The sequence below is a fragment of the Spirulina sp. 06S082 genome (assembly GCF_034932145.1).
Classification (GTDB): Bacteria; Cyanobacteriota; Cyanobacteriia; order Cyanobacteriales; family Spirulinaceae; genus CCY15215.
The window spans coordinates 1-20,685 of record NZ_JAYGHV010000294.1 but is presented as its reverse complement, the minus strand read 5'-3'; the positions used below and the strand labels follow the sequence as shown (position 1 = coordinate 20,685).

Annotated in this window: 21 protein-coding genes and 1 pseudogene; 14 read left to right on the top strand and 8 right to left on the bottom strand. The window is 43.3% G+C overall.

Features of this window, described 5'->3' with window-relative positions; translation table 11 throughout:
- The 5 genes from VB714_RS18510 to VB714_RS18490 all read left to right on the top strand — a co-directional run.
- Window positions 1–1,521, top strand: a 1,521-nt coding sequence (locus VB714_RS18510) for a hypothetical protein (RefSeq protein WP_323226136.1), incomplete at its 5' end; no start/stop codon positions are given.
- 130 nt (window positions 1,522–1,651) lie between these two features.
- On the top strand, window positions 1,652–2,119 hold the full coding sequence (locus VB714_RS18505) for a hypothetical protein (protein WP_323226134.1): 468 nt from the start codon (window positions 1,652–1,654) through the stop codon (window positions 2,117–2,119).
- Window positions 2,016–2,933 (top strand): tetratricopeptide repeat protein, encoded by a 918-nt coding sequence (locus VB714_RS18500; protein WP_323226133.1) that lies wholly within the window; start codon window positions 2,016–2,018, stop codon window positions 2,931–2,933. Before VB714_RS18505 ends, VB714_RS18500 begins: the two co-directional genes overlap by 104 nt.
- Before the next feature lie 229 nt (window positions 2,934–3,162).
- Window positions 3,163–3,411 carry a hypothetical protein gene (locus VB714_RS18495; RefSeq protein ID WP_323226132.1) on the top strand — a complete coding sequence of 83 codons (249 nt, stop codon included), beginning with the start codon at window positions 3,163–3,165 and terminating at the stop codon, window positions 3,409–3,411.
- A 22-nt stretch (window positions 3,412–3,433) separates the two neighbouring features.
- Complete coding sequence (locus tag VB714_RS18490; protein WP_323226131.1) at window positions 3,434–3,670, top strand: hypothetical protein; 237 nt, start codon at window positions 3,434–3,436, stop codon at window positions 3,668–3,670.
- 112 nt (window positions 3,671–3,782) lie between these two features.
- Here VB714_RS18490 and VB714_RS18485 read toward each other — a convergent pair whose 3' ends face one another.
- Both VB714_RS18485 and VB714_RS18480 read right to left on the bottom strand, forming a co-directional pair.
- Window positions 3,783–5,801, bottom strand: a complete 2,019-nt coding sequence (locus VB714_RS18485; protein WP_323226130.1) for an NACHT domain-containing protein — start codon at window positions 5,799–5,801, stop codon at window positions 3,783–3,785.
- Window positions 5,755–6,042, bottom strand: coding sequence for a hypothetical protein (locus VB714_RS18480; protein ID WP_323226129.1), 288 nt, complete (start codon window positions 6,040–6,042; stop codon window positions 5,755–5,757). The genes VB714_RS18485 and VB714_RS18480 overlap by 47 nt, the downstream gene beginning before the upstream one ends.
- On the opposite strand from VB714_RS18480, the gene petG reads away from it, so the two are divergent.
- The gene (gene petG, locus VB714_RS18475; protein WP_323226128.1) at window positions 6,031–6,144 is read left to right on the top strand and encodes a cytochrome b6-f complex subunit V; all 114 of its coding nucleotides are present in this window, start codon (window positions 6,031–6,033) and stop codon (window positions 6,142–6,144) included. The genes VB714_RS18480 and petG overlap by 12 nt on opposite strands.
- Window positions 6,145–6,246: 102 nt before the next feature.
- Here the strand turns inward: petG and VB714_RS18470 are convergent, their stop codons facing one another.
- Both VB714_RS18470 and VB714_RS18465 read right to left on the bottom strand, forming a co-directional pair.
- Window positions 6,247–7,350: a S1 RNA-binding domain-containing protein gene (locus VB714_RS18470; RefSeq protein ID WP_323226127.1), complete on the bottom strand. Its 1,104-nt coding sequence runs from the start codon at window positions 7,348–7,350 to the stop codon at window positions 6,247–6,249.
- Between the two features lie 139 nt (window positions 7,351–7,489).
- On the bottom strand, window positions 7,490–8,230 hold the full coding sequence (locus VB714_RS18465; RefSeq protein WP_323226126.1) for a dienelactone hydrolase family protein: 741 nt from the start codon (window positions 8,228–8,230) through the stop codon (window positions 7,490–7,492).
- Window positions 8,231–8,308: 78 nt separating this feature from the next.
- Here VB714_RS18465 and VB714_RS18460 point away from each other — a divergent pair, with 78 nt between their 5' ends.
- From VB714_RS18460 to VB714_RS18440, 5 genes are all read left to right on the top strand, one after another.
- Window positions 8,309–9,301 carry a GntR family transcriptional regulator gene (locus tag VB714_RS18460; protein ID WP_323226125.1) on the top strand — a complete coding sequence of 331 codons (993 nt, stop codon included), beginning with the start codon at window positions 8,309–8,311 and terminating at the stop codon, window positions 9,299–9,301.
- A gap of 314 nt (window positions 9,302–9,615) precedes the next feature.
- Window positions 9,616–9,807: a DUF2862 domain-containing protein gene (locus VB714_RS18455; protein WP_323226124.1), complete on the top strand. Its 192-nt coding sequence runs from the start codon at window positions 9,616–9,618 to the stop codon at window positions 9,805–9,807.
- 31 nt (window positions 9,808–9,838) lie between these two features.
- Entirely contained in the window at window positions 9,839–10,930 is a 1,092-nt protein-coding gene (locus VB714_RS18450) for an ArsA family ATPase (RefSeq protein WP_323226123.1), read from the top strand.
- Window positions 10,931–10,954: 24 nt separating this feature from the next.
- The gene (gene chlG, locus VB714_RS18445; protein ID WP_323226122.1) at window positions 10,955–11,923 is read left to right on the top strand and encodes a chlorophyll synthase ChlG; all 969 of its coding nucleotides are present in this window, start codon (window positions 10,955–10,957) and stop codon (window positions 11,921–11,923) included.
- On the top strand, window positions 11,924–13,285 hold the full coding sequence (locus tag VB714_RS18440) for an 8-oxoguanine deaminase (protein ID WP_323226121.1): 1,362 nt from the start codon (window positions 11,924–11,926) through the stop codon (window positions 13,283–13,285).
- Between the two features lie 250 nt (window positions 13,286–13,535).
- Here the strand turns inward: VB714_RS18440 and VB714_RS18435 are convergent, their stop codons facing one another.
- Both VB714_RS18435 and VB714_RS18430 read right to left on the bottom strand, forming a co-directional pair.
- Window positions 13,536–13,922 (bottom strand): hypothetical protein, encoded by a 387-nt coding sequence (locus VB714_RS18435; protein ID WP_323226120.1) that lies wholly within the window; start codon window positions 13,920–13,922, stop codon window positions 13,536–13,538.
- A gap of 292 nt (window positions 13,923–14,214) precedes the next feature.
- The gene (locus tag VB714_RS18430; RefSeq protein WP_323226119.1) at window positions 14,215–15,009 is read right to left on the bottom strand and encodes a pantothenate kinase; all 795 of its coding nucleotides are present in this window, start codon (window positions 15,007–15,009) and stop codon (window positions 14,215–14,217) included.
- A gap of 44 nt (window positions 15,010–15,053) precedes the next feature.
- Between VB714_RS18430 and VB714_RS18425 the strand changes: the two genes are divergently transcribed.
- Window positions 15,054–16,781: a diflavin flavoprotein gene (locus tag VB714_RS18425; protein ID WP_323226118.1), complete on the top strand. Its 1,728-nt coding sequence runs from the start codon at window positions 15,054–15,056 to the stop codon at window positions 16,779–16,781.
- Window positions 16,782–16,856: 75 nt separating this feature from the next.
- Window positions 16,857–18,578 carry a diflavin flavoprotein gene (locus VB714_RS18420; protein WP_323226117.1) on the top strand — a complete coding sequence of 574 codons (1,722 nt, stop codon included), beginning with the start codon at window positions 16,857–16,859 and terminating at the stop codon, window positions 18,576–18,578.
- 73 nt (window positions 18,579–18,651) lie between these two features.
- On the opposite strand, the gene VB714_RS18415 is transcribed toward VB714_RS18420, so the two are convergent.
- Together VB714_RS18415 and tnpA are read right to left on the bottom strand one after the other, a co-directional pair.
- Entirely contained in the window at window positions 18,652–19,581 is a 930-nt protein-coding gene (locus VB714_RS18415) for a peptidoglycan-binding protein (protein WP_323226116.1), read from the bottom strand.
- A 137-nt stretch (window positions 19,582–19,718) separates the two neighbouring features.
- A pseudogene (tnpA, locus tag VB714_RS18410) lies at window positions 19,719–20,210 on the bottom strand (IS200/IS605 family transposase).
- Window positions 20,211–20,241: 31 nt separating this feature from the next.
- Here tnpA and VB714_RS18405 point away from each other — a divergent pair.
- Window positions 20,242–20,685, top strand: a 444-nt coding sequence (locus VB714_RS18405) for an RNA-guided endonuclease InsQ/TnpB family protein (protein WP_323226115.1), incomplete at its 3' end; no start/stop codon positions are given.

Genomic DNA, 20,685 nt, shown 5'->3' with positions numbered 1-20,685 from the left:
TTGTGGGGGAAAGGATGGGGACTTGAAGCGGCGATCGGTGATGCGATCGCCCAAGTTCAATTGCTTTTTCCCAAGGATGCGCCGCAATGGTTTAAAATCGATATCGTGCAGGAAGTCTTATCCGTGCAAAGGCGTAACTCTCGCCATCCCCTCAAACTCGATCGCAGCTTATACGGTTTGGCTTTCAATGCAGCCTCTCAAATCGCTTTTTTACCTGAAGAATTAGTTGCCCAAACTTTAATTAATCAAGAACAGCGTTTATTGCCTAAAAAGATTATTGCTTATTTAGAACCTTATCCCGATCGCCTTAATGCTTACCAGCAATTATTGGAATCTCCTCAATTAACCTTATATCGTTTTAACAGTACCAGTTTCTTTTGCGATGGGAAAAAATTAGTTTCTCTTTATCGCGGACATCGGGTTTTAAATCCTCAAAAAATCACCCCAGATTTACTTCTCGATGCGACCAAAAACGCTGCAAACTATCTGCAAGAAACCATTGAAATTGAAGGGAATTTCCTTTACAGTTATAACCCCCAAAATAACAAAACCAGCCCAAAATATAACATTCTGCATCATGCGGGAACAATTTATGCACTCTTAGAACTTTATCAAGAAACCCAAGACCCTAAGATTTTAGAAACACTACTCAACGCCATTTCGTATTTATTACAATTCGTACAACCTTGTCCCGAACCAGGCATCGGAACTTGTATTGTAGAAGAAGGATGGATCAAATTAGGAGGAAATGCCCTCGCGGCGATCGCCTTGAGCAAATATACCGAACTCACCGACGATAAACCCTATATTCCCCTCATTTTAGAATTAGGTAAACGCATCCGCAGTCTTCAACAAGACAATGGCGAATTTGTCTCCCACAAACAATCTTATCCCGAAGGCAAAATACAAGATTTTGTGTCGGATATTTACCCAGGGGAAGCCATTTTTGCCTTGCTTTCTATCTATCGTTTAACAGAAGATGTAACTTGGCTAGAATCTGCGGAAAATGGCATTCGTTATCTAATGGAAAAACGCCTCAAATCTAAGCATCCTATCACCGCAGAACCTTGGTTATTGCGGAGTTTAAATCAACTTTTTCGCGATCGCCAGAAGGAAGAATATTACGATCTGATGATGAGTCTAACCGAGGCGATCGCCCGAGGACAAAATCGACAAACTTCTTATATTGATTGGTTAGGAGGCATTTATCAACCACCGCGATCGCTGGCAACTGCACGACGGATGACGGGATTATGTTCGATTTGCGATCTGGCAATTTACAGGCAGGATTCTGCCACTCTTGACCAACTTTTACCCATCTTACAACTCGGAATATCTTTTCAATTGCAAACCCAATTCTGTCCCGAATCTGTCTTCTATTTCTCCGATCCTCAGAAAATTTTAGGGGCTTTTCATCACAGTTTAACTGATTTTGAAATTCGCATCGATTGTCTACAATATAATATTTTAAGTTTGTTGGGTTTTTATCGTATTCTTCAGGTTTTGGGGGATAGGGGATAGGGGAAGAGGGAAGAGGGAACAGAAATATAGAAGGAATTCTGCTCTGAAATTGGAAACCTTCACTTTTGTAAGTAGCGATGAGAAAAAATAGGGGTTAAACTGGGGAAGAAAATCGCCTCGAGTAAGAAATATGGAACCGATAACAACGGCTGCTGTGGCTATTGGCACGATTATTGCGACAAAGGCACTGGAAAAAACCACGGAAAATGTTACCGATGTAGTTTTGACGCGAGGAGGGGAGTTTATCGCAGCGCTGAGAAAGCAGTCTCCTGAAACGGTGACGGCGATCGCCAAAGCGCCAGAACAGCCTTTAGACTACGGCGAGGTAATTTCAGAGGTGGAAGCTGCTGCCAGCCGCGATTCGAGCGTTAAAGCAGCAATGGAGGCATTAATTATCGAGGCTGAAGCGGAAACTATTCCTCAATTAACGGAAGTTTTACAAGAGATTGCGGAAGCCTTAAAAGCCAGTCCCAAAGTTAGCGAAACTTACAATTTTGAGTTGGCAGGATTTGCCGGAAAAGGCGCGGGAAGTGGCTTGTTTGTTGAGTTTGTTTGCAGTTGCCTCCATTCCTTGGGAACTGGTGCAAGAGTGTTTTGAGGAGGATGAGGAAGAGTTGGAAGATGTGCGCGATCGCATTTTGGTGAAACTCAGTCTTTTGCAACGATTGGAAGCGGGTTGGTTTCAGCTTCACCCTCTCTTACAACGGTTTATGGGGGATAAGTTAGAAGAATCTGAAATGGCTAAAGCCGAGAAGCAGAAATACTGCCGAGTAATGGTGAAAGTTGCTCAACAGATGCCTCAAACGCCAACATTAGAACAAGTTGAAGAATTTGCTGTATTTATTCCTCATTTGGATGCAGTAACGCAACATCTGTGCGATTGGATCGAGGATGATGATTTAATTTGGCCGTTTGCAGGAATTGCATTCTATTACGAGGGACAAGGACTCTATTCTCAAGCTGAACCTTATTCTAAGCAATGTTTGTTGGTGGTACGCGATCGCTTCGGAGAAGAACATCTCCATGTCGCCACTTCTCTCAATAATTTGGCATTACTCTACGGTTCTCAAGGGAGATATGAAGAAGCCGAACCCCTCTATTTACAGGCTCTTGAACTGAGTCAAAAACTCCTCGGAGAAGAACATCCCGATGTCGCCACTTCTCTCAATAATTTGGCACTACTCTACCATTCTCAAGGGAGATATGAAAAAGCAGAACCCCTCTATTTACAAGCAGTGGAAATTCTCATGAGTCGCTTAGGAGTTGAACATCCGCATAGTCAAACTGTATCGCTAAATTTTTGGACTTGTTTGCAAAGCGCAGTTTCAGCAGGACAAAGAGACATATTCAGCAACCATCCTTTTACCCAACAACTTCTCGCACAGATAGACGCAGCCAACGAGAAAGAATAGATGAAAATGCGATTTATGGTAATCTTAAAATAGTTCAGATATAATTTACAAACAATGGGTCGCGAGAGAAATATTAATGAAACCCTTGCCAGAAATACAAAAACAACTGCAAAAAGGAGAATTTGAACTGACCAGGCACGCATTTAAACGAGCGATCGAACGAAATATTAGCGATCGCATTTTGTGTTAAACTGAAATCATATCGTATTTCCCAAGAATAAGGAAAGCCATGACAACAACTTTAGATTCAGAAGTCACCTTAAAAGCGATTACCGAAACAATTCAATCTCTAAACATTGAGGAAAAATATCAACTATTAGAGATTATAGAACAGCAAATTTTTGCAGCAGAAGAAGAAAATTACGAAGACGATCGCGAAACCCTTAACGAAATGGAAGCTATTCAAAATGAATACAAAGCAGGAGAATATATCACCTTTGATGAATATCGAAAAAATCGCTCTAAATCAAAGGTATGAGTTATACACCCCAACAAAAACCATGCCAACTATTAACCTACAATCTCAACTTTCTGAAAATGACTTGCTTGAGGCTATCAAACAGTTACCACCTGAAGCATTAGAAGCATTTACAGATAAAGTATTAGCACTCCGCGCCCAACAGTATGCTCCCAATTTATCCCAAAAAGAGTCCGAATTATTTTTAATTGTCAACCGATCGCTTGGCGATCGCGAAATATTAAAATATAGAGAACTCGTGCAAACTGAAAACATTTGAAGACATAGAAACAACATTTCGTCCAACATTAATTCTCCTTTTTCATCAATAGTACCAATGACTTCATAAGCTAACATTTCCATTTTTCCCCTCATTATTCTCTTGGACTTGATTATAACAGATGAGCAGGGACGCGAAACATTCGCTCTTCAATATTAGCCCAAGTAGCGGGAGAAACTCGGGCGGCGGCTTCTTTACATTCAATTAAAATGTGGGTGGCGTAGTGATAGTTATCAATTTCTTTAGCTTCTTCTTCAGTCCAATTGATTAACTCAAATTTGAGGTTAAATGCTACTAAATTTGTATCGAGTATTTTTTGAGCAAAGGCGCGGCGAACTTCTTGTGATGCCTCTTTGCCCGGAATTTGCTCCTGTAAGGCTTTCAATTGACCGAGAAATGTAGGAATATTCAAATGGGTAAAAACAGGCTGTAATCCTTTCATTTCCTCGACAGCATTAATCAATTTTTTAAAGACGTTGGCGTTGGCTAAGGCGTTGGCGTTGGCGATCGCCCTTTTTGCTACTAGAGAAAGCGTACCACCAGAATCTTTAGTTTCTTGTTCTGCCCATTGTAAAATAGGAATTAATCGCTCTTTATTAATTGGTTTTTCTAACAATTTCTCGATTTCTTCCTGAATTTTAACTAAAAGCCGATCTGCACCTTTACTTCCTTTCATTAAACCCGCAACCAACAAAAATATTTCTTTCCAAGCAGGATCGAAAAGATGCTTTTCGACTACTTCAGCGATCTTGTTATCATCAGTAATATATTGTGCAGTTAAATACTCTTGTAATGTCAGATGAGAGAAAGAATAAATTTCCTCTGTCCGTTCGATTAAAATTCCTTGTTGTACGGCGATCGCATTTAAAATAGATTCTCCATCTAAATGTTTAGGTGCATTCAAATTGCTTGTCAAAAATGTTTTAATCTTATCTGTGAGAGAACGCTGCTCAAAAAATAATCGATCTTCGATAAAGTTTGTATAGGCAATTTCTGCCAACAACATTTCCTCAAGTTCGACACTTAAACCTTCATAAATTTTATCTTGATTAATGTTTTTCTCTGCTGCCCATTCTTCTAATAAAATCCGTAAAGATTTACGATATAAGACACTACGATTATTAGGGAAATCTTGAGATTTAGCATAAACTAAGCACAAAAAAGTTAATAGCAATGGGGTTTGAGCTAATTCTTTCGATCCTTTATGTTTCTTGTCTTGTAATAATTTCCAACAATATTCGGCGGTTTTTTCTTGTCGATCTTTTTCTGAATTGAACCAATTGTTAATAAATTTTTCGATCTGTTCGTCGTCAAAATCTGCCATCTCCAAATCTTTGAAACGACGAAAACGAGAACGATAAGCCGCCGTGCGACAACTGGCAATAAAACGATTCTTATGGTAACGATCTACAAAATCTTGAATCTTGTCAATGATATCATTAACTACAGCACTCGGCACTTCATCCAAACCGTCAAACAGAATCAGTAAATTACCTTTATTTAAGGCTTTTTCAGTAAAACTCTCTGCCTTCGGAGAACCACAAGTTGCAAACTCATCAGCAATCAATTGTTTAATATCAAGATCGGATTCAGTAAAGCGTTTTAATTCTAAAAATACAGGAATACAATGATGTTTTTTCAATCCGCCTTTTTTTCCCTTCAGTGCCTCTAAACCCATCTTTCGCAAAAACGTTGACTTTCCCGATCCTGGCGCACCTAAAACCATTAAATACTGCTCTTTGTTAGCAACTTCAACTCCAACTTGCTTTTCGCATTTATCCGACTGAAAGCGTCTCTTATTACCATCCCGAAATGCCTTTTCGAGGTTTTCTATCGACTCAAAGCGACGAATTCCATATTCATCTAACAAGCGCACATTAGTATATACCGAGTCTAAAGATACAGATTCTCGCATCCCTAAAACCTTGAGAATGCCGTGACGTTCAGCATAATTCTGACCATATCTTTCTGATACATTAAAAATAAGTTGTCGCGTTTTCTCGTTCAAATCTTGCCCAACAAAATCAATGAGATTTTTGCCGCCTTCCTGTAACGTTTCCGTAACAATAGGTGCAAGAGTCTCCTTAGCGATCGCGGCGATCGCACTCCCCGTCAAAAATTCCATAACCATAGCAGCACAATCTCGTTATATTTCCTACCTCTTCACATATACTAGCCCAGATTTCCGAAAGCGTCTCATCTGTTGGCGTACTTTTTTCCAGAAAAGGGATTGTATTGAAGGCGATCGCCAGATTTAAAGAAATCCCGCTTCCAGGAATTGGCTTGTAGAGTTGAAAAAAATGAGGAATCTTTGATGATAGGATAAAGAAAGAATAAAATATACTGACAAGGGAGTTAACATGGTCGAACATTTACTATTAGGAATCGTTCTCGGCTTGGTTTCCGTTACGCTTTTAGGGCTGTTTTTTGCAGCTTATATGCAATACAAGCGAGACGATCGCGCCATCAGCTAGAATAATAGCTAGGAAAATTAGCCCAGAATTCGTAAAACTTAAATAAGAATAGCCCATCTCTTTCAAGATAGGCTATTCTAAAAGCTATTATTTATTTGTGACTCACTTTTCTTCTTGATTGGCTGGACGAGAAGTAAACATCGCACCAGGAGGAGGAGGTTGAATGAGAGGATCCGTTGGCTTTTCTTGCGGATCGATCGCCTGTTCGGGAACCACCTGCATCGGTTGCGCCATTGCACCAGGAGGAGGAGGCTGCACGATCGAAGCTGGCTGCTTTTTCTCCTTCGGTTCCTTGGCTTGTTCCGCTTGCTTGCGTTTTGCGGCTTCGAGACGTTGTTCCGCGTCAGCCATCACCGCATCCATCTTCTCCAGAATCTCCCCTGGATAGGTTTCTAACATCTTCGTTGAGAAAGAAAGACGATTTTTGAGTTCGTCAATATCAGCAATAACCACCTTGAGTTCTTGACCGATTTTAAAAACAGTATTGAGAGACTGAATGGGACTATCGCTAACTTGTTTGATATGTAATAATCCCGTCAAACCGCCAATATCAACAAAAACCCCATAAGGTTGAATGCTGACCACCTTTCCCTCCGCAAGGGCACCCGGTTCCACCCCCTTAATTGCTTCCGATCGCGCTGCATCTCGTTGAGATAGAACTAACTTGCGTCGTTCGGAATCAACCTCCAAACAAGTCACCATCAGAGATTTGCCGATTAAATCATCTAAATTTTCCTTTTCCATTAAATGCGATCGCGGAATAAAAGAACGCAACCCATGAACTTGTCCGGTTACGCCCCCTCGATTGACCCCAGTGACGCGCATCTGTACCGATGAGCCATTTTCTTTGATTTCCACCATATCATCCCAGGCTTGCTTAATCGCAAGTTGGCGGCGAGAAAGCAAGACTTGTCCCTCTGCATCTTGTTCGCGAACAATTAAAAATTCTAGCTCTTCATTTAAAGGCAAAATTGTAGAGAGATCGCTTACACGTTCCAAAGCAGCCTCGTCTAGGGGAACGAAGCCAGAAGATTTTCCGCCAATGTCAACATAAGCCCCATCGGAAGCGTGTTCAAAAACTTTACCCTTTACCACTTCCCCTCTCTGAAAACTTTTACTAAAATCTTCTTGTTCGAGGGCTTGGGCAAAGTCATCCATTGAAAAGGATGGATTAGCTGGATTAGAATCGGTGGATTTGGAACTCATAACAGTCTGTACGGTTAAATTAAGCGCTTTCGATCGCGAGGTTATCAAGGGGCAGCTTTTCTCAAGAAAAATTAAACCTTTTCCTGTAAAATCAAAAACGGGATTGCTCTTTATTTACGTTAACCGTTTCCTCGGAAAACTACAGCATTGAGCTAAACAACTGTAACACTTTTTGCCACGCATCTTTTGCGGAAGATTGATCGTAGTCCGAACGGCGATCGCAAAAAAAGCCATGGCCTGCGCCGTCATAAGAGAAAATCTGGTGGGGAATGTTACATTTTTGCAATTCTGTGGCGATCGCCTCTACTTCCGGGAGAGAAATCAACGGATCTTCCTTACCAAAAAAGGCGTATAAGGTGCCTTTAATCTCCTGAGTGCGCGCTATTGTTGGTTCTCCACCCCCAGGAGTCAAAGTAGCAATTCCCGCGCCGTAGAAAGCGGCTGTGGCTTTAATATCTGCCAGAGTAGCCGCCAAATAGGCCACATGACCCCCAAAACAAAAGCCGATACTTCCCATCCCCCCAGCCTTAACTTGAGGAAGTATTTTCAGGTAGGCGATCGCGCTTTGTATATCGCTGAGAAGTTCGTCAGCCTTCGTTTGCACTTTATATTTGCGTCCCAGTTCGATCTCTTTGGGGGAGTAGCCAACGGAAAAACCCGGTGCCAAACGTTGATAAATAGCCGGGGCGATCGCCACATATCCTTCTTCCGCAATGCGTTCTGTAACATCTTGAATATGCCCGTTAACCCCAAAAATTTCTTGAATGACAATGACCCCAGGATAGGTGCCTGGGGCATCGGGTTGGGCGAGGTAGGCATCAATCTGTAAATCCCCGTTGTCAACCTTGACCCATTCTCTGCGAATCTCTGCAACTGTCATAGTTTGTTAATCTTCCCCAAAACCGTCTGAGAACAATCTACACTAGAGACACGCGCTCATATTGTCGAATTCTCAGCTATGGCTAACCCATTGCAATTCCAGATTCAAACCGATAGCGATATTCCCGCCTCGAAACAATTATTCGATCAGATTCAGTTTGCGATCGCCTCTCGTCGATACCCTCCAGGTCATCGTCTCCCCAGTACCCGCCAACTGGCGCAAATTACGGGACTGCATCGCAACACCGTCAGTAAAGTTTATCGTCAGTTAGAGGAAACCGGACTGGTAGAATCCCAAGCCGGATCCGGCATCTACGTCAAAGCACAGGGTCACGAAGGCGGCACAAAACTCGGTTCTCCCATTCTCGACCAATACCCAGATGCTTATCAAATTGTCCAAAAAAGCATTGATGAATTATTAGGCCAAGGCTGTACTCTTTCCCAAGCGCGGGAATTATTCCTCTCGGAAATTGATTGGCGCTTAAAATGTAGTGCTAGAGTATTGGTTACGGTGCCTCAGCGAGATATGGGGGCGGGGGAATTAATGGTCAAAGAATTGGAAGGGGCGTTAAAAATTCCGATTCAACTGGTGTCCTTGGAAGAATCAGCGGGGGTACTCGAACTAACCCACTCAGGCACCGTCGTCACCAGTCGCTATTTCATCGGCGAAGCAGAGGCGATCGCGGCACCGAAGTCCGTGCGGGTGATTCCCGTGGATATTTACGATTACAATCAAGAATTGGTCAAAGTTAAGAACCTGCGGGCAAATAGTTGTTTGGGATTAGTGAGTTTGAGTGATGGGATTTTAGGGATTGCTCAAATTTTAGTTCACAGTTTGCGCGGGGACGATCTTTTAGTGATGACCGCAAAAATAGACGATACTTATCGCCTGAATGCCCTAATTCGCAGCGCCCACACCATTATCTGCGATCGCGCCAGTTATGCTATTACGAAACAAGCTATCCTCGAGGCACGAGAAGATTTAATTCGCCATCCCGACTTAATTTGCAGTGATAATTATATTGGGGAAAAATCCATCAATTTACTGAAGCGAGAATTGGGTTTAGGTTAATTCGTAGGGGTTTGGTCTCCAAACCCTCCCCGTCGTAGGGGTTTGGTCTCCAAACCCTCCCCGTAGATTGGTCTCCAAACCCTCCCCGTAGATTGGTCTCCAAACCCCTACGGGGAAAGAGATCGCGCAGCATCAAGCGGAGGAAGAACGGCAAAAACGACAACGATTAATTGCTCAATTACAGGGACTGACTCCCGAACAACTTCAGGCGCTAGGAATCGATCTCGCACTTTTGGAGTAATTTTTGCAGTAATTCGCGGTAGCATAATTCAATGTTCAAAATTTTTACATCAAAACTATAGGTTGGAGTCGGAATGGAAATCGGGACAAAAGTTAAAATCTGTCGGATTCGCGATCGCGTCGGTCAAGATATTGCTCAGAAACTTGGCAAAGTCGGTAAGATTACCGGCTATAAAATGACTGATGGTAGTGGCGTAGGCTTGGTTGTCGAATTTGACGACAACAGTGCCAGTTGGTTCTTTGAAGACGAACTCAAAACAGTTTAGGAACAGTTTACAAAACGTTTAAAACATTGTAATGGCTCACCTGATAACTTTTTTGGGCAAAGGCGGAGTCGGTTGCACTACCTCTGCGATCGCCACCGCCAAAAAACTTGCTAAAAATGGCGATCGCGTTCTTCTGGCTACCCAAGACCCCAGCCCCGCTTTTGGCTTACTGTTGGGGCGATCGGTGGGGATTGAACCCGAGGAAATCGAACCCAATCTCTGGGCGGTGCAATTTGACACCCCCTTTTTGTTGGCGAAAGGTTGGGAAGAAATCAAGGAAATGGAAGCCAAATACTTGCGCTTCTCAACCCTGAAAAATATTTACGGTCAAGAATTGGGGACATTTCCAGGCTTTGAAAGCGCCCTTGGTCTTTACGAAATTCGTAATTATAATGCCAGCCAGCAATTCGATGCGATCGTCTACGATGGGACGGCAGATCTCGCTTTAATTAGCGCCCTTGGTGTACCGGAAAATACCAGTTGGTATATCCGTCGCTTCCGAGAACTAATTTTAGAGTCGGATTTGGGGAAAGCCCTCTCTCCCTTCGTACAGCCCATCACCGCAGCAATTTTTAATGTTTCTTGGTCTTTGGAAAATTTTGCGGAACAACCGCTTAATGAAACGAAAACTCTGTTAGAGGAAGGCATTGACGCGGTTTGCGATCCCAAGCGGGCGATCGCCTATTTAGTCACCAATAACGATCCGGTGGCGATCGCCACAGCTAAATATTTATGGGGTAGCGCCCAGTTAGCTGGAGTGAGTGTCGGGGGAGTATTGTGGAATCGGGAAAGTGCCGATCGCCAATTAACGGCAGAATTTTCCCCTCTCTCTTGTACAGAATTGCCTCAAACTACAGATTTAGAGGCGATCGCCGACGCACTCCCCAATATTCGCGAGGTGGGAGATATTCCTAAACCTTTGCAGATAGATACGACCAAACGCCAGGCTAAAGTCTTTTTACCTGGATTTGACAAAAAACAAGTTAAATTGACCCAATACGGCACAGAAATTACGATTGAAGCCGGCGATCGTCGTCGTAATATTATTTTGCCTCCTCCGTTAACAGGACAACCGGTAAAAGGTGCTAAGTTTCAAGACAATTATTTAATTCTTTCCCTCTAGGCGATCGCTTAGGAGTAAAACAACGTGACACAAAACCCAGAACAAAGCCAAGACACTTCCAAAACCCGCCAACTTTTAGGCATGAAAGGGGCTGCATCAGGAGAAACCAATATTTGGAAGATTCGCTTGCAGTTAATGAAACCGATTACCTGGATTCCTTTAATTTGGGGTGTAGTTTGCGGGGCGGCCTCTTCCGGGGGCTATACTTGGGGTGTCAATGACTTTTTAATGGCGTTGACTTGTATGCTCTTATCGGGACCGTTAATGGCAGGTTATACCCAAACCTTAAACGATTTTTACGATCGCGAAATCGATGCCATTAACGAACCCTATCGCCCCATTCCTTCTGGGGCAATTTCTGTTCCTCAAGTGGTGACACAAATTCTCGTTTTACTCTTGGCAGGTTTGGGTTTATCTTACTTTTTAGATGTTTGGGCGGGTCACGATTTTCCCATCATGCTTTGTTTGACAGCATTTGGGGCATTTATTGCTTATATTTATTCTGCACCTCCTCTCAAATTAAAGAAAAATGGTTGGCTGGGAAATTATGCCCTCGGATCGAGCTATATCGCTTTGCCTTGGTGGGCAGGTCATGCTTTATTTGGGCAATTAAATGGCACGCTGATTATTTTGACCCTATTCTACAGTTTGGCAGGTTTGGGCATTGCCGTCGTCAACGATTTTAAGAGCGTAGAAGGCGATCGCGAGTTGGGTTTACAGTCCCTTCCCGTCATGTTTGGGATAACAACTGCCGCTTGGATTTGTGTCGTAATGATTGATACTTTTCAAGCTGGAGTTGCAGGATATTTAGTTAGCATTCATCAGAATCTTTATGCAACTCTTGTGATCTTGTTAGTGATTCCTCAAATCGTGTTTCAAGATATGTATTTCTTGCGCGATCCTTTAAAGAATGATGTTAAGTATCAAGCCAGCGCACAACCCTTTTTAGTGTTGGGAATGTTAGTGGTTGGTCTAGCGTTAGGTCATGCTTAAATGCCTACTTTACTGGTTAAAAATATCCATACTTTAGTCACAATGGACGGCGATCGGCGCGAGATTCGTCACGGTGCGCTGCTGGTTCGAGATAATGTTATTGAACAAGTAGGAAGCACTTCTGAATTGCCAGAGACGGCTGATGAAATTCTTGATTTAGGCGATCGCGCGATCGTGTTACCCGGTTTAATTAATACTCACCATCATTTTTATCAAACCCTAACTCGCGTCACTCCTGCGGGGCAAAATGGGGACTTATTTCAATGGTTGAGCGCTCATTATCTCCTCTGGGCCAATTTAACGGCAGAGGCGATGTATTATAGTTCCCAAATGGCAGCCGCAGAGTTAATTTTATCAGGTTGTACCACCACCAGCGATCATCATTATATATTTCCTAATGATTGCCTTCTTGACGAACAAATTCGGGCAGTTTCTGAGATGGGTTTGCGCTTTCATGCTAGTCGTGGCAGCATGAGTGTTGGCAAAAGTCAAGGGGGTTTGCCTCCCGATTCTCTAGTAGAAAAAGAAGCCGATATTCTAAAGGATTCTCAACGATTAATTGAACAATATCACGATAATTCTCCCTATTCAATGCTGAGAATTGTCTTGGCTCCTTGTTCACCTTTTTCGGTATCTTCAGACTTAATGAAAGAGTCAGCCGCTTTAGCGAGAAGTTATCCTGGAGTAAGATTACATACCCATCTCGCAGAAAATAAAGGAGATGTCGAGTACAGTTTAGCCAAATTTAATCTCATACCCGGAGACTATGCCGAGTCCGTGGGTTGGTTAGGGGATGATGTTTGGCACGCACATTGTGTAAAATTAAGCGATCGCGCGATCGCCAAATTCGCCGAAACAGGTACAGGTGTTGCTCACTGTCCTTGTAGTAATATGCGCCTTGCTAGTGGTATTGCACCGATTCGCAAGATGCTCAATGCTCATGTCCCTGTGGGATTAGGAGTAGATGGAGCCGCTTCTAATGACACATCTCACTTATTCCACGAGGCTCGCAGTGCTTTTCTCCTCGCTCGCGTCCGTGATGAGACGGCCTCAGCGATGACGGCACGGGATGCCTTAGAACTGGCAACACGAGGTGGTGCAAGGGTTCTAGGCAGAGACGATGTCGGTTATCTGTCCCCCGGTATGGCTGCCGATTTCATTGCCGTTAATCTCGATAGACCCAGTTTTGTTGGCACGCAATCTGACCCTGTAGCTGCTTTAATCTACTGTCAAACTGATTATGTTGACTATAGTTTTATTAATGGCAAAAAAATCGTCGATCGCGCTTGTTTAACAACGGTAGAAATGCCCATTTTAGTCGAACGAGCCAATCGTATTGCCGTTCAATTATTCAGTCATTAGCAATGAAACATATTCTCTCAGTGAATGCGATCGTACATCATTTTCTGGTCAGTTTAGGCGTTATTCTCTTTAAGATAATATGGCGGAGAAAACCGAGAAGTTAGCCAATTTTCATTGGCTAACTTACACCGCATCCAGCCTAACTTATTAGGTAAAGCGATCGCTTGAAACCTTGTGAAACAAGATTTTCAGAATTCAGGCTACCCAGCATTTTAGCCTAGATGCGCTACTATAGCAGGATATCTCACTTTTACATAGATGGCATATTACACTTAACATTGAGTGTCGTACCGTTTGCTTGCCATACTGCGGATCCTACTCCACCTGCTTGAGTTATAGTGGGATTGCATGGTTTTGTTTCTCCGAGAATCGCATGGACTTGAGCAACAAAAGTACTGCCTTCAGGCACAAAAGAAATATCTTGACACTCGGTTTTTCCAATGGGGAATGAACCTGACCACTCTGTGTACAATACATTGCCGCTAATATTAATTTCTGTCCTCATTTCTGCAGCATATCCGGCTCCGACTAAGAGTGAGACACAGGATTTATCGTAAGCATGGGCTTGCATCGGCCAAGCAAGTGCAAATGAGAGCACAAAAGTTAGACAGCCAAGCACTAATTTCCACATTTTCATTCTAGAACTCCTATATTGATTTGTTAGTGGTTACTTAGTCATAGTAACCATTAATCTGACAGTAGCACAAGTTGAACATACATAGTCAAGTTTAATAAACGAATATCTATTAGCAAGCAAACATATAAACTTAAGAACATTCGCACTCATTAAATATACCTAAAAGATTATTCCAGATTATAGGTTAGTTTTATAACCAAAATATGTTTTATTAGTCAACAATACTAATAAGACCGATCATCCATTGTGACCACACTTTGTAGTGAATTTAAGTTTAGTTTTGTTTTTAGTGTTAGAATTCTAATACGTTAGTTCGGTTCACAACTTCCCAAATTCCCTTAAAAATCAAATCTAAATCGACTTCAATCTTGCCTACAAACTCTGGGTAAAAACTGGGTAAAATCTTAGCTAACCAGACTCCATCTCCTCCTGTAAAAATAACCCGACCTTCAGGAAAATCTTCCCACCAATCCATGATAAACTCGCGAATTCCTGCTAAAATTGTATAGACAATTCCACTGGCGATCGCCTCTTCTGTATTCAAACTCCATCGCGCCGGTAATTGAGAGGGTAGAATAACATCGGGTAATACTGCTGTTGTTTGAGAAAGAGCCAAAAACTGCGATCGCAAACCCGGTAAAATCGCTCCTCCCACCAATTTATAATTCTCCTCAATCCCAGTTAAAGTCAGCGCTGTTCCTCCGTCAATAACCAATGCAGGGGAATCCCAAGATTTCACCGCACCATAGGCCGCTAAAGCGCGATCGATGCCCATTGTTGGGTAAATTCCCTCTAAAGGAAGATGCTCTAAAGTAATTTCTTTGCTATGAGTATAAGACTGCCATAATCGTGTTTGTTCGGGAACGACAGAGGCAAAATAAAGAGGAAGAGACTCACTAAATTTTTGAGGAATTCCTAACGGCAAAAGTTCCCTAGGGATCGCCGTGACGGGCTGGGAAATATGCTCTGTATCCCAAGTTTTCACGAGTTTTTCCCCGGCAAAATAGCCGAAATGCGATCGCGAATTACCAATAACTAATATAAGGAATCGGAAATCTTTAACAAATTGGGGACTCGAATGTGGCAAAATAGAAATATAAAGAAAAATTAAGCAATGACGGGAGGTGGCTGATGGTAGCAACTTTAGAGAGAACAGAAAAGCGCTTGACCATTCAAACGGCAGATATAACTCAAGATACCACCACGATTCGCTCTTTAGACTGGGATCGCGATCGCTTTGATATTGAATTTGGACTACAAAACGGGACTACCTACAATTCCCATCTGATCCGAGGGGAGAAAATTGCCCTCGTCGATACCTCTCACGCCAAATTCCGTCAACTTTATCTCGACACTCTCACGGGACTAATTGACCCCAAACAAATCGATTATCTTATTATTAGTCATACGGAGCCGGATCATAGTGGCCTAGTCGCAGACTTTCTGAAATTAAACCCCCAAGTTGTCGTGGTCGGCGCAAAAATTGCGATTAAATTTTTGGAAGGATTTGTTCATAAAGAATTTGAACGCCAAGTGATTAAAAATGGAGATAAAATCGACCTCGGGAAAGGTCACGTTTTAGAATTTGTCAACGCTCCCAATTTACACTGGCCGGATACTATTTTAACCTATGACTGGGGAACGCAAACATTATATACTTGCGATGTTTTCGGACTGCATTACTGTTCCGACGCTCTCTTTGATGTTAATTTAAAGGCGATCGCACCGGATTATCACTTCTATTATGAATGTTTGATGGCACCCAATGCCCGTTCTGTTTTATCTGCCCTCAAACGCATGAAAAAAATAGGGGATGTAAAGATAGTGGCCAATGGTCACGGACCTTTACTCAAACATAATGTAGATGAACTGATTGGGCGTTACGAAGAATGGAGTTTAGCGCAAACAAAAGGAGAGAAAAACGTTGCTGTTTTTTATATTTCCGGATATGGGGATAGCGATCGCCTCTCCCAGTCGATCGCCCGAGGTATTACTAAAACCGGGATTACCGTAGAAATGATAGACGCGATCGGTGCAGATATGCAAGAAGTCCGAGAAATTGTCGAACATTCTGCGGGAATTGCGATCGCCATGCCTCCTGCCTCCGGTGAAAAAGCGAAAGAAGCAACAACTACTCTCAGTACGATTCTTGCCTCTGCTAATGATAAACAAATAATAGGCTTTTTTGAGTCCTATGGAGAAGATGACGAACCCATCGATCCTATTTTAACCAAGTTTCGAGAGTTGGGATTAACGACGGTTTTTCCCAGTATTCGCATTAAAGATACTCCCACCGAAGCAACGTACCAACTCTGCGAAGAAGCAGGGACGGATATGGGGCAGTTTTTAACCAAAGAAAAGTCAATTAAACAGCGAAAATCTCTCGACAGCGATCTCGATAAAGCGATCGGTCGCATTAGTGGAGGACTCTACATTATTACGGCACAAAAGGGCGATATTAAAGGGGCAATGTTAGCCTCTTGGGTCACTCAAGCTAGTTTTGAACCCTTGGGACTCACTATTGCAGTGGCGAAAGATCGCGCGATTGAATCCTTAATGCAGGTTGGCGATCGCTTTGTTTTAAATATTCTTGAAGAAGGGAATTATCAACATTTAATGAAGCACTTTCTCAAGCGATTTAAACCGGGTCAAGATCGTTTTGAAGGAGTCAAAGTCCAAGATGCTAAAAATGGTTCTCCAATTTTAGTTGATGCTTTAGCTTATCTTGAATGTGAAGTAATTAGTCGCATGGAAGTCAGCGATCATTGGATTGTTTACAGTCAAGTTGATGAAGGTCGCGTCTCTAAACCCGACTCTTTAACGGCTGTTCATCATCGTAAGGTGGGGAATTATTATTAAGGGAATAGGGAATAGGGAATAGGAAAGGAATGAGAAAGTTTAATCAACAATTAACAACAAATAACTAACAAAACCATGCCGGAAATTAAACCTCGTGATGTTCAAGTGTCTCCCATTGGTGCAGAAACAAGAGTGCTGCGATCGCGGACTTGGGACAGACTCAAATTTGAAATTGAATACGCCCTCCAAAAAGGGACTACCGCTAATTCCTATCTCATAGAAGGGGATAAAATAGCCCTTTTCGATCCTCCAGGTGAATCTTTTAGCGACATCTTTTTAAAGGCACTTCAAGACCGTATCGATCTGCAAGGGATTGATTATATTATCCTAGGTCACGTTAACGCCAATCGCGCCAAAACCTTAACGCTTTTATTGGATATCATTCCCCAAGTTACCCTCGTTTGTTCCAATCCTGGCGCGATCGCCCTTCGCAAACTGATTGAAGACCGAGAATTGAATATTCTCACCATTAAAGGAGAAGAAACCCTCGATCTCGGTCAAGGTCATCACCTCAAATTTATTCTCACCCCCAGTCCGAGATGGCCCGATCGCCTCGCCACCTACGACCCTAAAACCCAGATTCTCTACACCGATAAACTCTTTGGGGCGCACGTTTGCGGCGATCAAATCTTTGATGAAGGTTGGACAGTTTACGCAGAAGACCGCCGCTATTATTTTGATTGCTTGATGGCACCCCACGCAACCCAAGTGGGGACTGCGTTAAATAAATTTAACGAATATGAAGTTAAATTTTATGCCCCCGGTCACGGTCCCCTCGTGAAATATGGCTTCACAGAACTCACAAACCTCTATCAAGAGTGGGTGGAAGAGCAGAAAAAAAAAGCGAATACCGTCGCCCTCATTTACGCATCGGCCTACGGGAATACAGCAACCATCGCCCAAGCGATCGCCCGAGGCATCACAAAAGCTGGAGTCGCCGTCACCTCTCTCAATTGCGAGGTCGCCGAACCCGAGGAAATCAAAGTCGCCGTGGAAAAATCCGCCGGCTTTATCATGGGATCCCCAACTCTCGGCGGTCACGCCCCCACCCAAATACAAACCGCCCTCGGCATTGTTCTCTCTACCGCCGATAAGAATCAACTAGCGGGGGTTTTTGGCTCATTTGGCTGGAGTGGAGAGGCGATCGATATTTTAGAAGGAAAATTCCGGGATGCGGGCTATCGCTTCGGATTTGACCCGATCCGGGTTAAATTTAAACCCACCGATGCCATTCTCAAATACTGCGAGGAAGCTGGGACAGATTTTGCTCAACTGTTGCAGCGACAGGAGAAAAAACGCAAATCTACAGCCTCGGGAGGGGAGTCGGAGTCTGCCCGGATCGAACAAGCTGTGGGGCGAATTGTCGGCTCTTTGTGTGTTGTCACAGCACAAAAAGGAGAACTTGCCAGTGCAATGTTAGCCTCTTGGGTGTCGCAAGCCTCCTTTAATCCACCCGGTTTGACCATGGCCGTCGCCAAAGATCGTGCCATTGAGAATTTAATGCAGACTGGCGATCGCTTTGTCCTCAATATTTTGCCAGAAGGAAATGCCATTCAAAAGCGATTTATGAAGAATTATGCCCCAGGAGAAGACCGTTTTGAAGGCATTGAAAAAGAGGAAGCAAGTAATGGCTGTTTTATTCTCAAAGATGCTTTAGCTTATGTAGAATGTCACGTTACCAGTCGCATGGAATGCGGCGATCATTGGGTGGTTTATGCCGTTACCGATACAGGAAAAGTGTTGGATGAAAAAGGCAAAACCGCCGTTCATTATCGCAAAACGGGAAGTTTTTATTAAATATAAAAAAAGACCAATTATCAACAATTTTGCTCAGGCGATCGCCGGTTGATAATTGGTCCACAATTATTCACTACTGTTGAATATAACGACTGGCAACGTACTGCCCCGAACCGATTTGCGCCCAAGATGAATTGGGAAAACCGATGACATTGACCGTGGCCCCGTTTTTCAAGTTTCCGACAACAGTGCCAGTTGTACTCGGGTTGCTGCGAATATTTAAGCCCGATGCTGTGACCCGATAGCGCCCGGAAGTAGACGGACGGATATTTGCACTGGCTTGACGCACGGTACCGGTACTGGCAGCAACAGAGCCACCGCGCAATGTACTCATGGTCCGAGGTCCAGCAACGCCATCCACTGACAATTTTGCATCCCGTTGAAACTGACGCAACGCATTGAGGGTTTGCTGTCCGAATGTACCGCGACCGCTTCCATTTGCACCATAACTGATAGCATAACCGCGATTTCTCAACAGGGTTTGCAACTCTTCCACGGCGGCTCCTCGAGCGCCCATAGTCAAATAGCCTCCTCCCGTATTCGCAGCAGTGCTATTGCTAACAGCAGGAACACTGGTATTAGCGGTCGAACCGCCAACCCCCAAACCTTTTAAGGCGGCAAGGGTACGAGAACCAACAATACCATCAGGGGTTAAACCCATTTTTTGTTGAAAGGTACGGACAGCGCTTGCGGTTTGCGGTCCGTACTTTCCACGTCCGCCCCCATTTGCACCATAACTGATAGCATAACCGCGATTTCTCAATAGGGTTTGCACTTCGGCAACATCATTTCCCTGCATTCCTGCCCTCAGCATCCGTTGTGCCAGTGCGGGATCCGCAGCACTGAGAATTCCAGCAACCAAGGCCGCAGTTAAAAGACTCAGGCAGACTGAATGACTGAAATTGTTCCCGATGGTGAATAAGTTCAAATCAGGTAGATCGTATTCAATTCCTTCCATTTCCTCGCGAACGAGATATCCCTGAGTGTAAGCAATTGTGTCCAAAATTCTTTCCTCCTCTAAACTATAACGATCGCAATCATAACGATAAATAAAGTTTGACTCCTTGTCTCAATTATATTTTATTTTCTCGTCATCCCTTGAAAGTGACCCAAAAATGGGGTTTCAAGCCCCGTCCTCTCTTACTTGGTTGGATATGCTGAGGAAACCTCAGCATCCCCCAAGCGCTTTAGCGGAGCGGAGGGCGGCTTTTGCTCTTGAATATACTGCTTAAGAGTTTCTAGCGGCGCACCGCCAACAGAACTGGCAAAATAGGATGGACTCCAAAGATGTTGCCCTCGAACATCAAATTGCTGGCGATACATTCGGCTGGAAACCCCTTTGAGATGATTTACTACTTTTGAGATTGAATATTTCGGAGGATATCTAACCAGCAAATGAACATGGTCAGACTCTCCATTAAACTCGACTATCCGAAACCCCATCTTGGTAGCAGTTTCTTTCATTGTTTGGTGAAGATATTCGAGAGACTCAACCGTGAAAATGAGGACACGGGTGTTGAGGTTTCCTCAACACCGTGAGATGTCCGTTTTGCGGCGATACTTCGTCACAAAGACCAAATGAGCATTTAATGCTGTAACGCTATGTCTCCCTCGGTCTAAATTACTTGTCATTGATGTAGACCAAATGATATACTCTTTAATTATGAAAGCACGATACCGTTATCGAATCTATCCAAAGGAAGAACAAAAAACAGCCTTAGCTCAATTGTTTGGCTGCGTTCGAGTCGTGTGGAATGATGCGTTAGCATTCTGTATCGAACAGTATCAAAATAAAAGGGGAAAGCCGAAGAATGGAGAATTGCAAAAACAGTTCATCACCCAAGCTAAAAAGACAGTTGAGCGAGAATGGTTAGGAGAGGTTTCTAATATTCCTCTACAACAATCTCTGAATGATTTAAACGTAGCTTACTCCAACTTTTTCAAATCTTGCAAAGGAGAACGGAAAGGTCAAAAAGTTAAACCACCACGATTCAAAAAGCGTAAATCGAGACAATCTGCAAGATTTACCCGTGGTGGTTTTAAGGTCGGTCAGCATAATGTTTATCTCGCTAAAATTGGTAAAGTTAAAATTGTTTGGAGTCGCGAA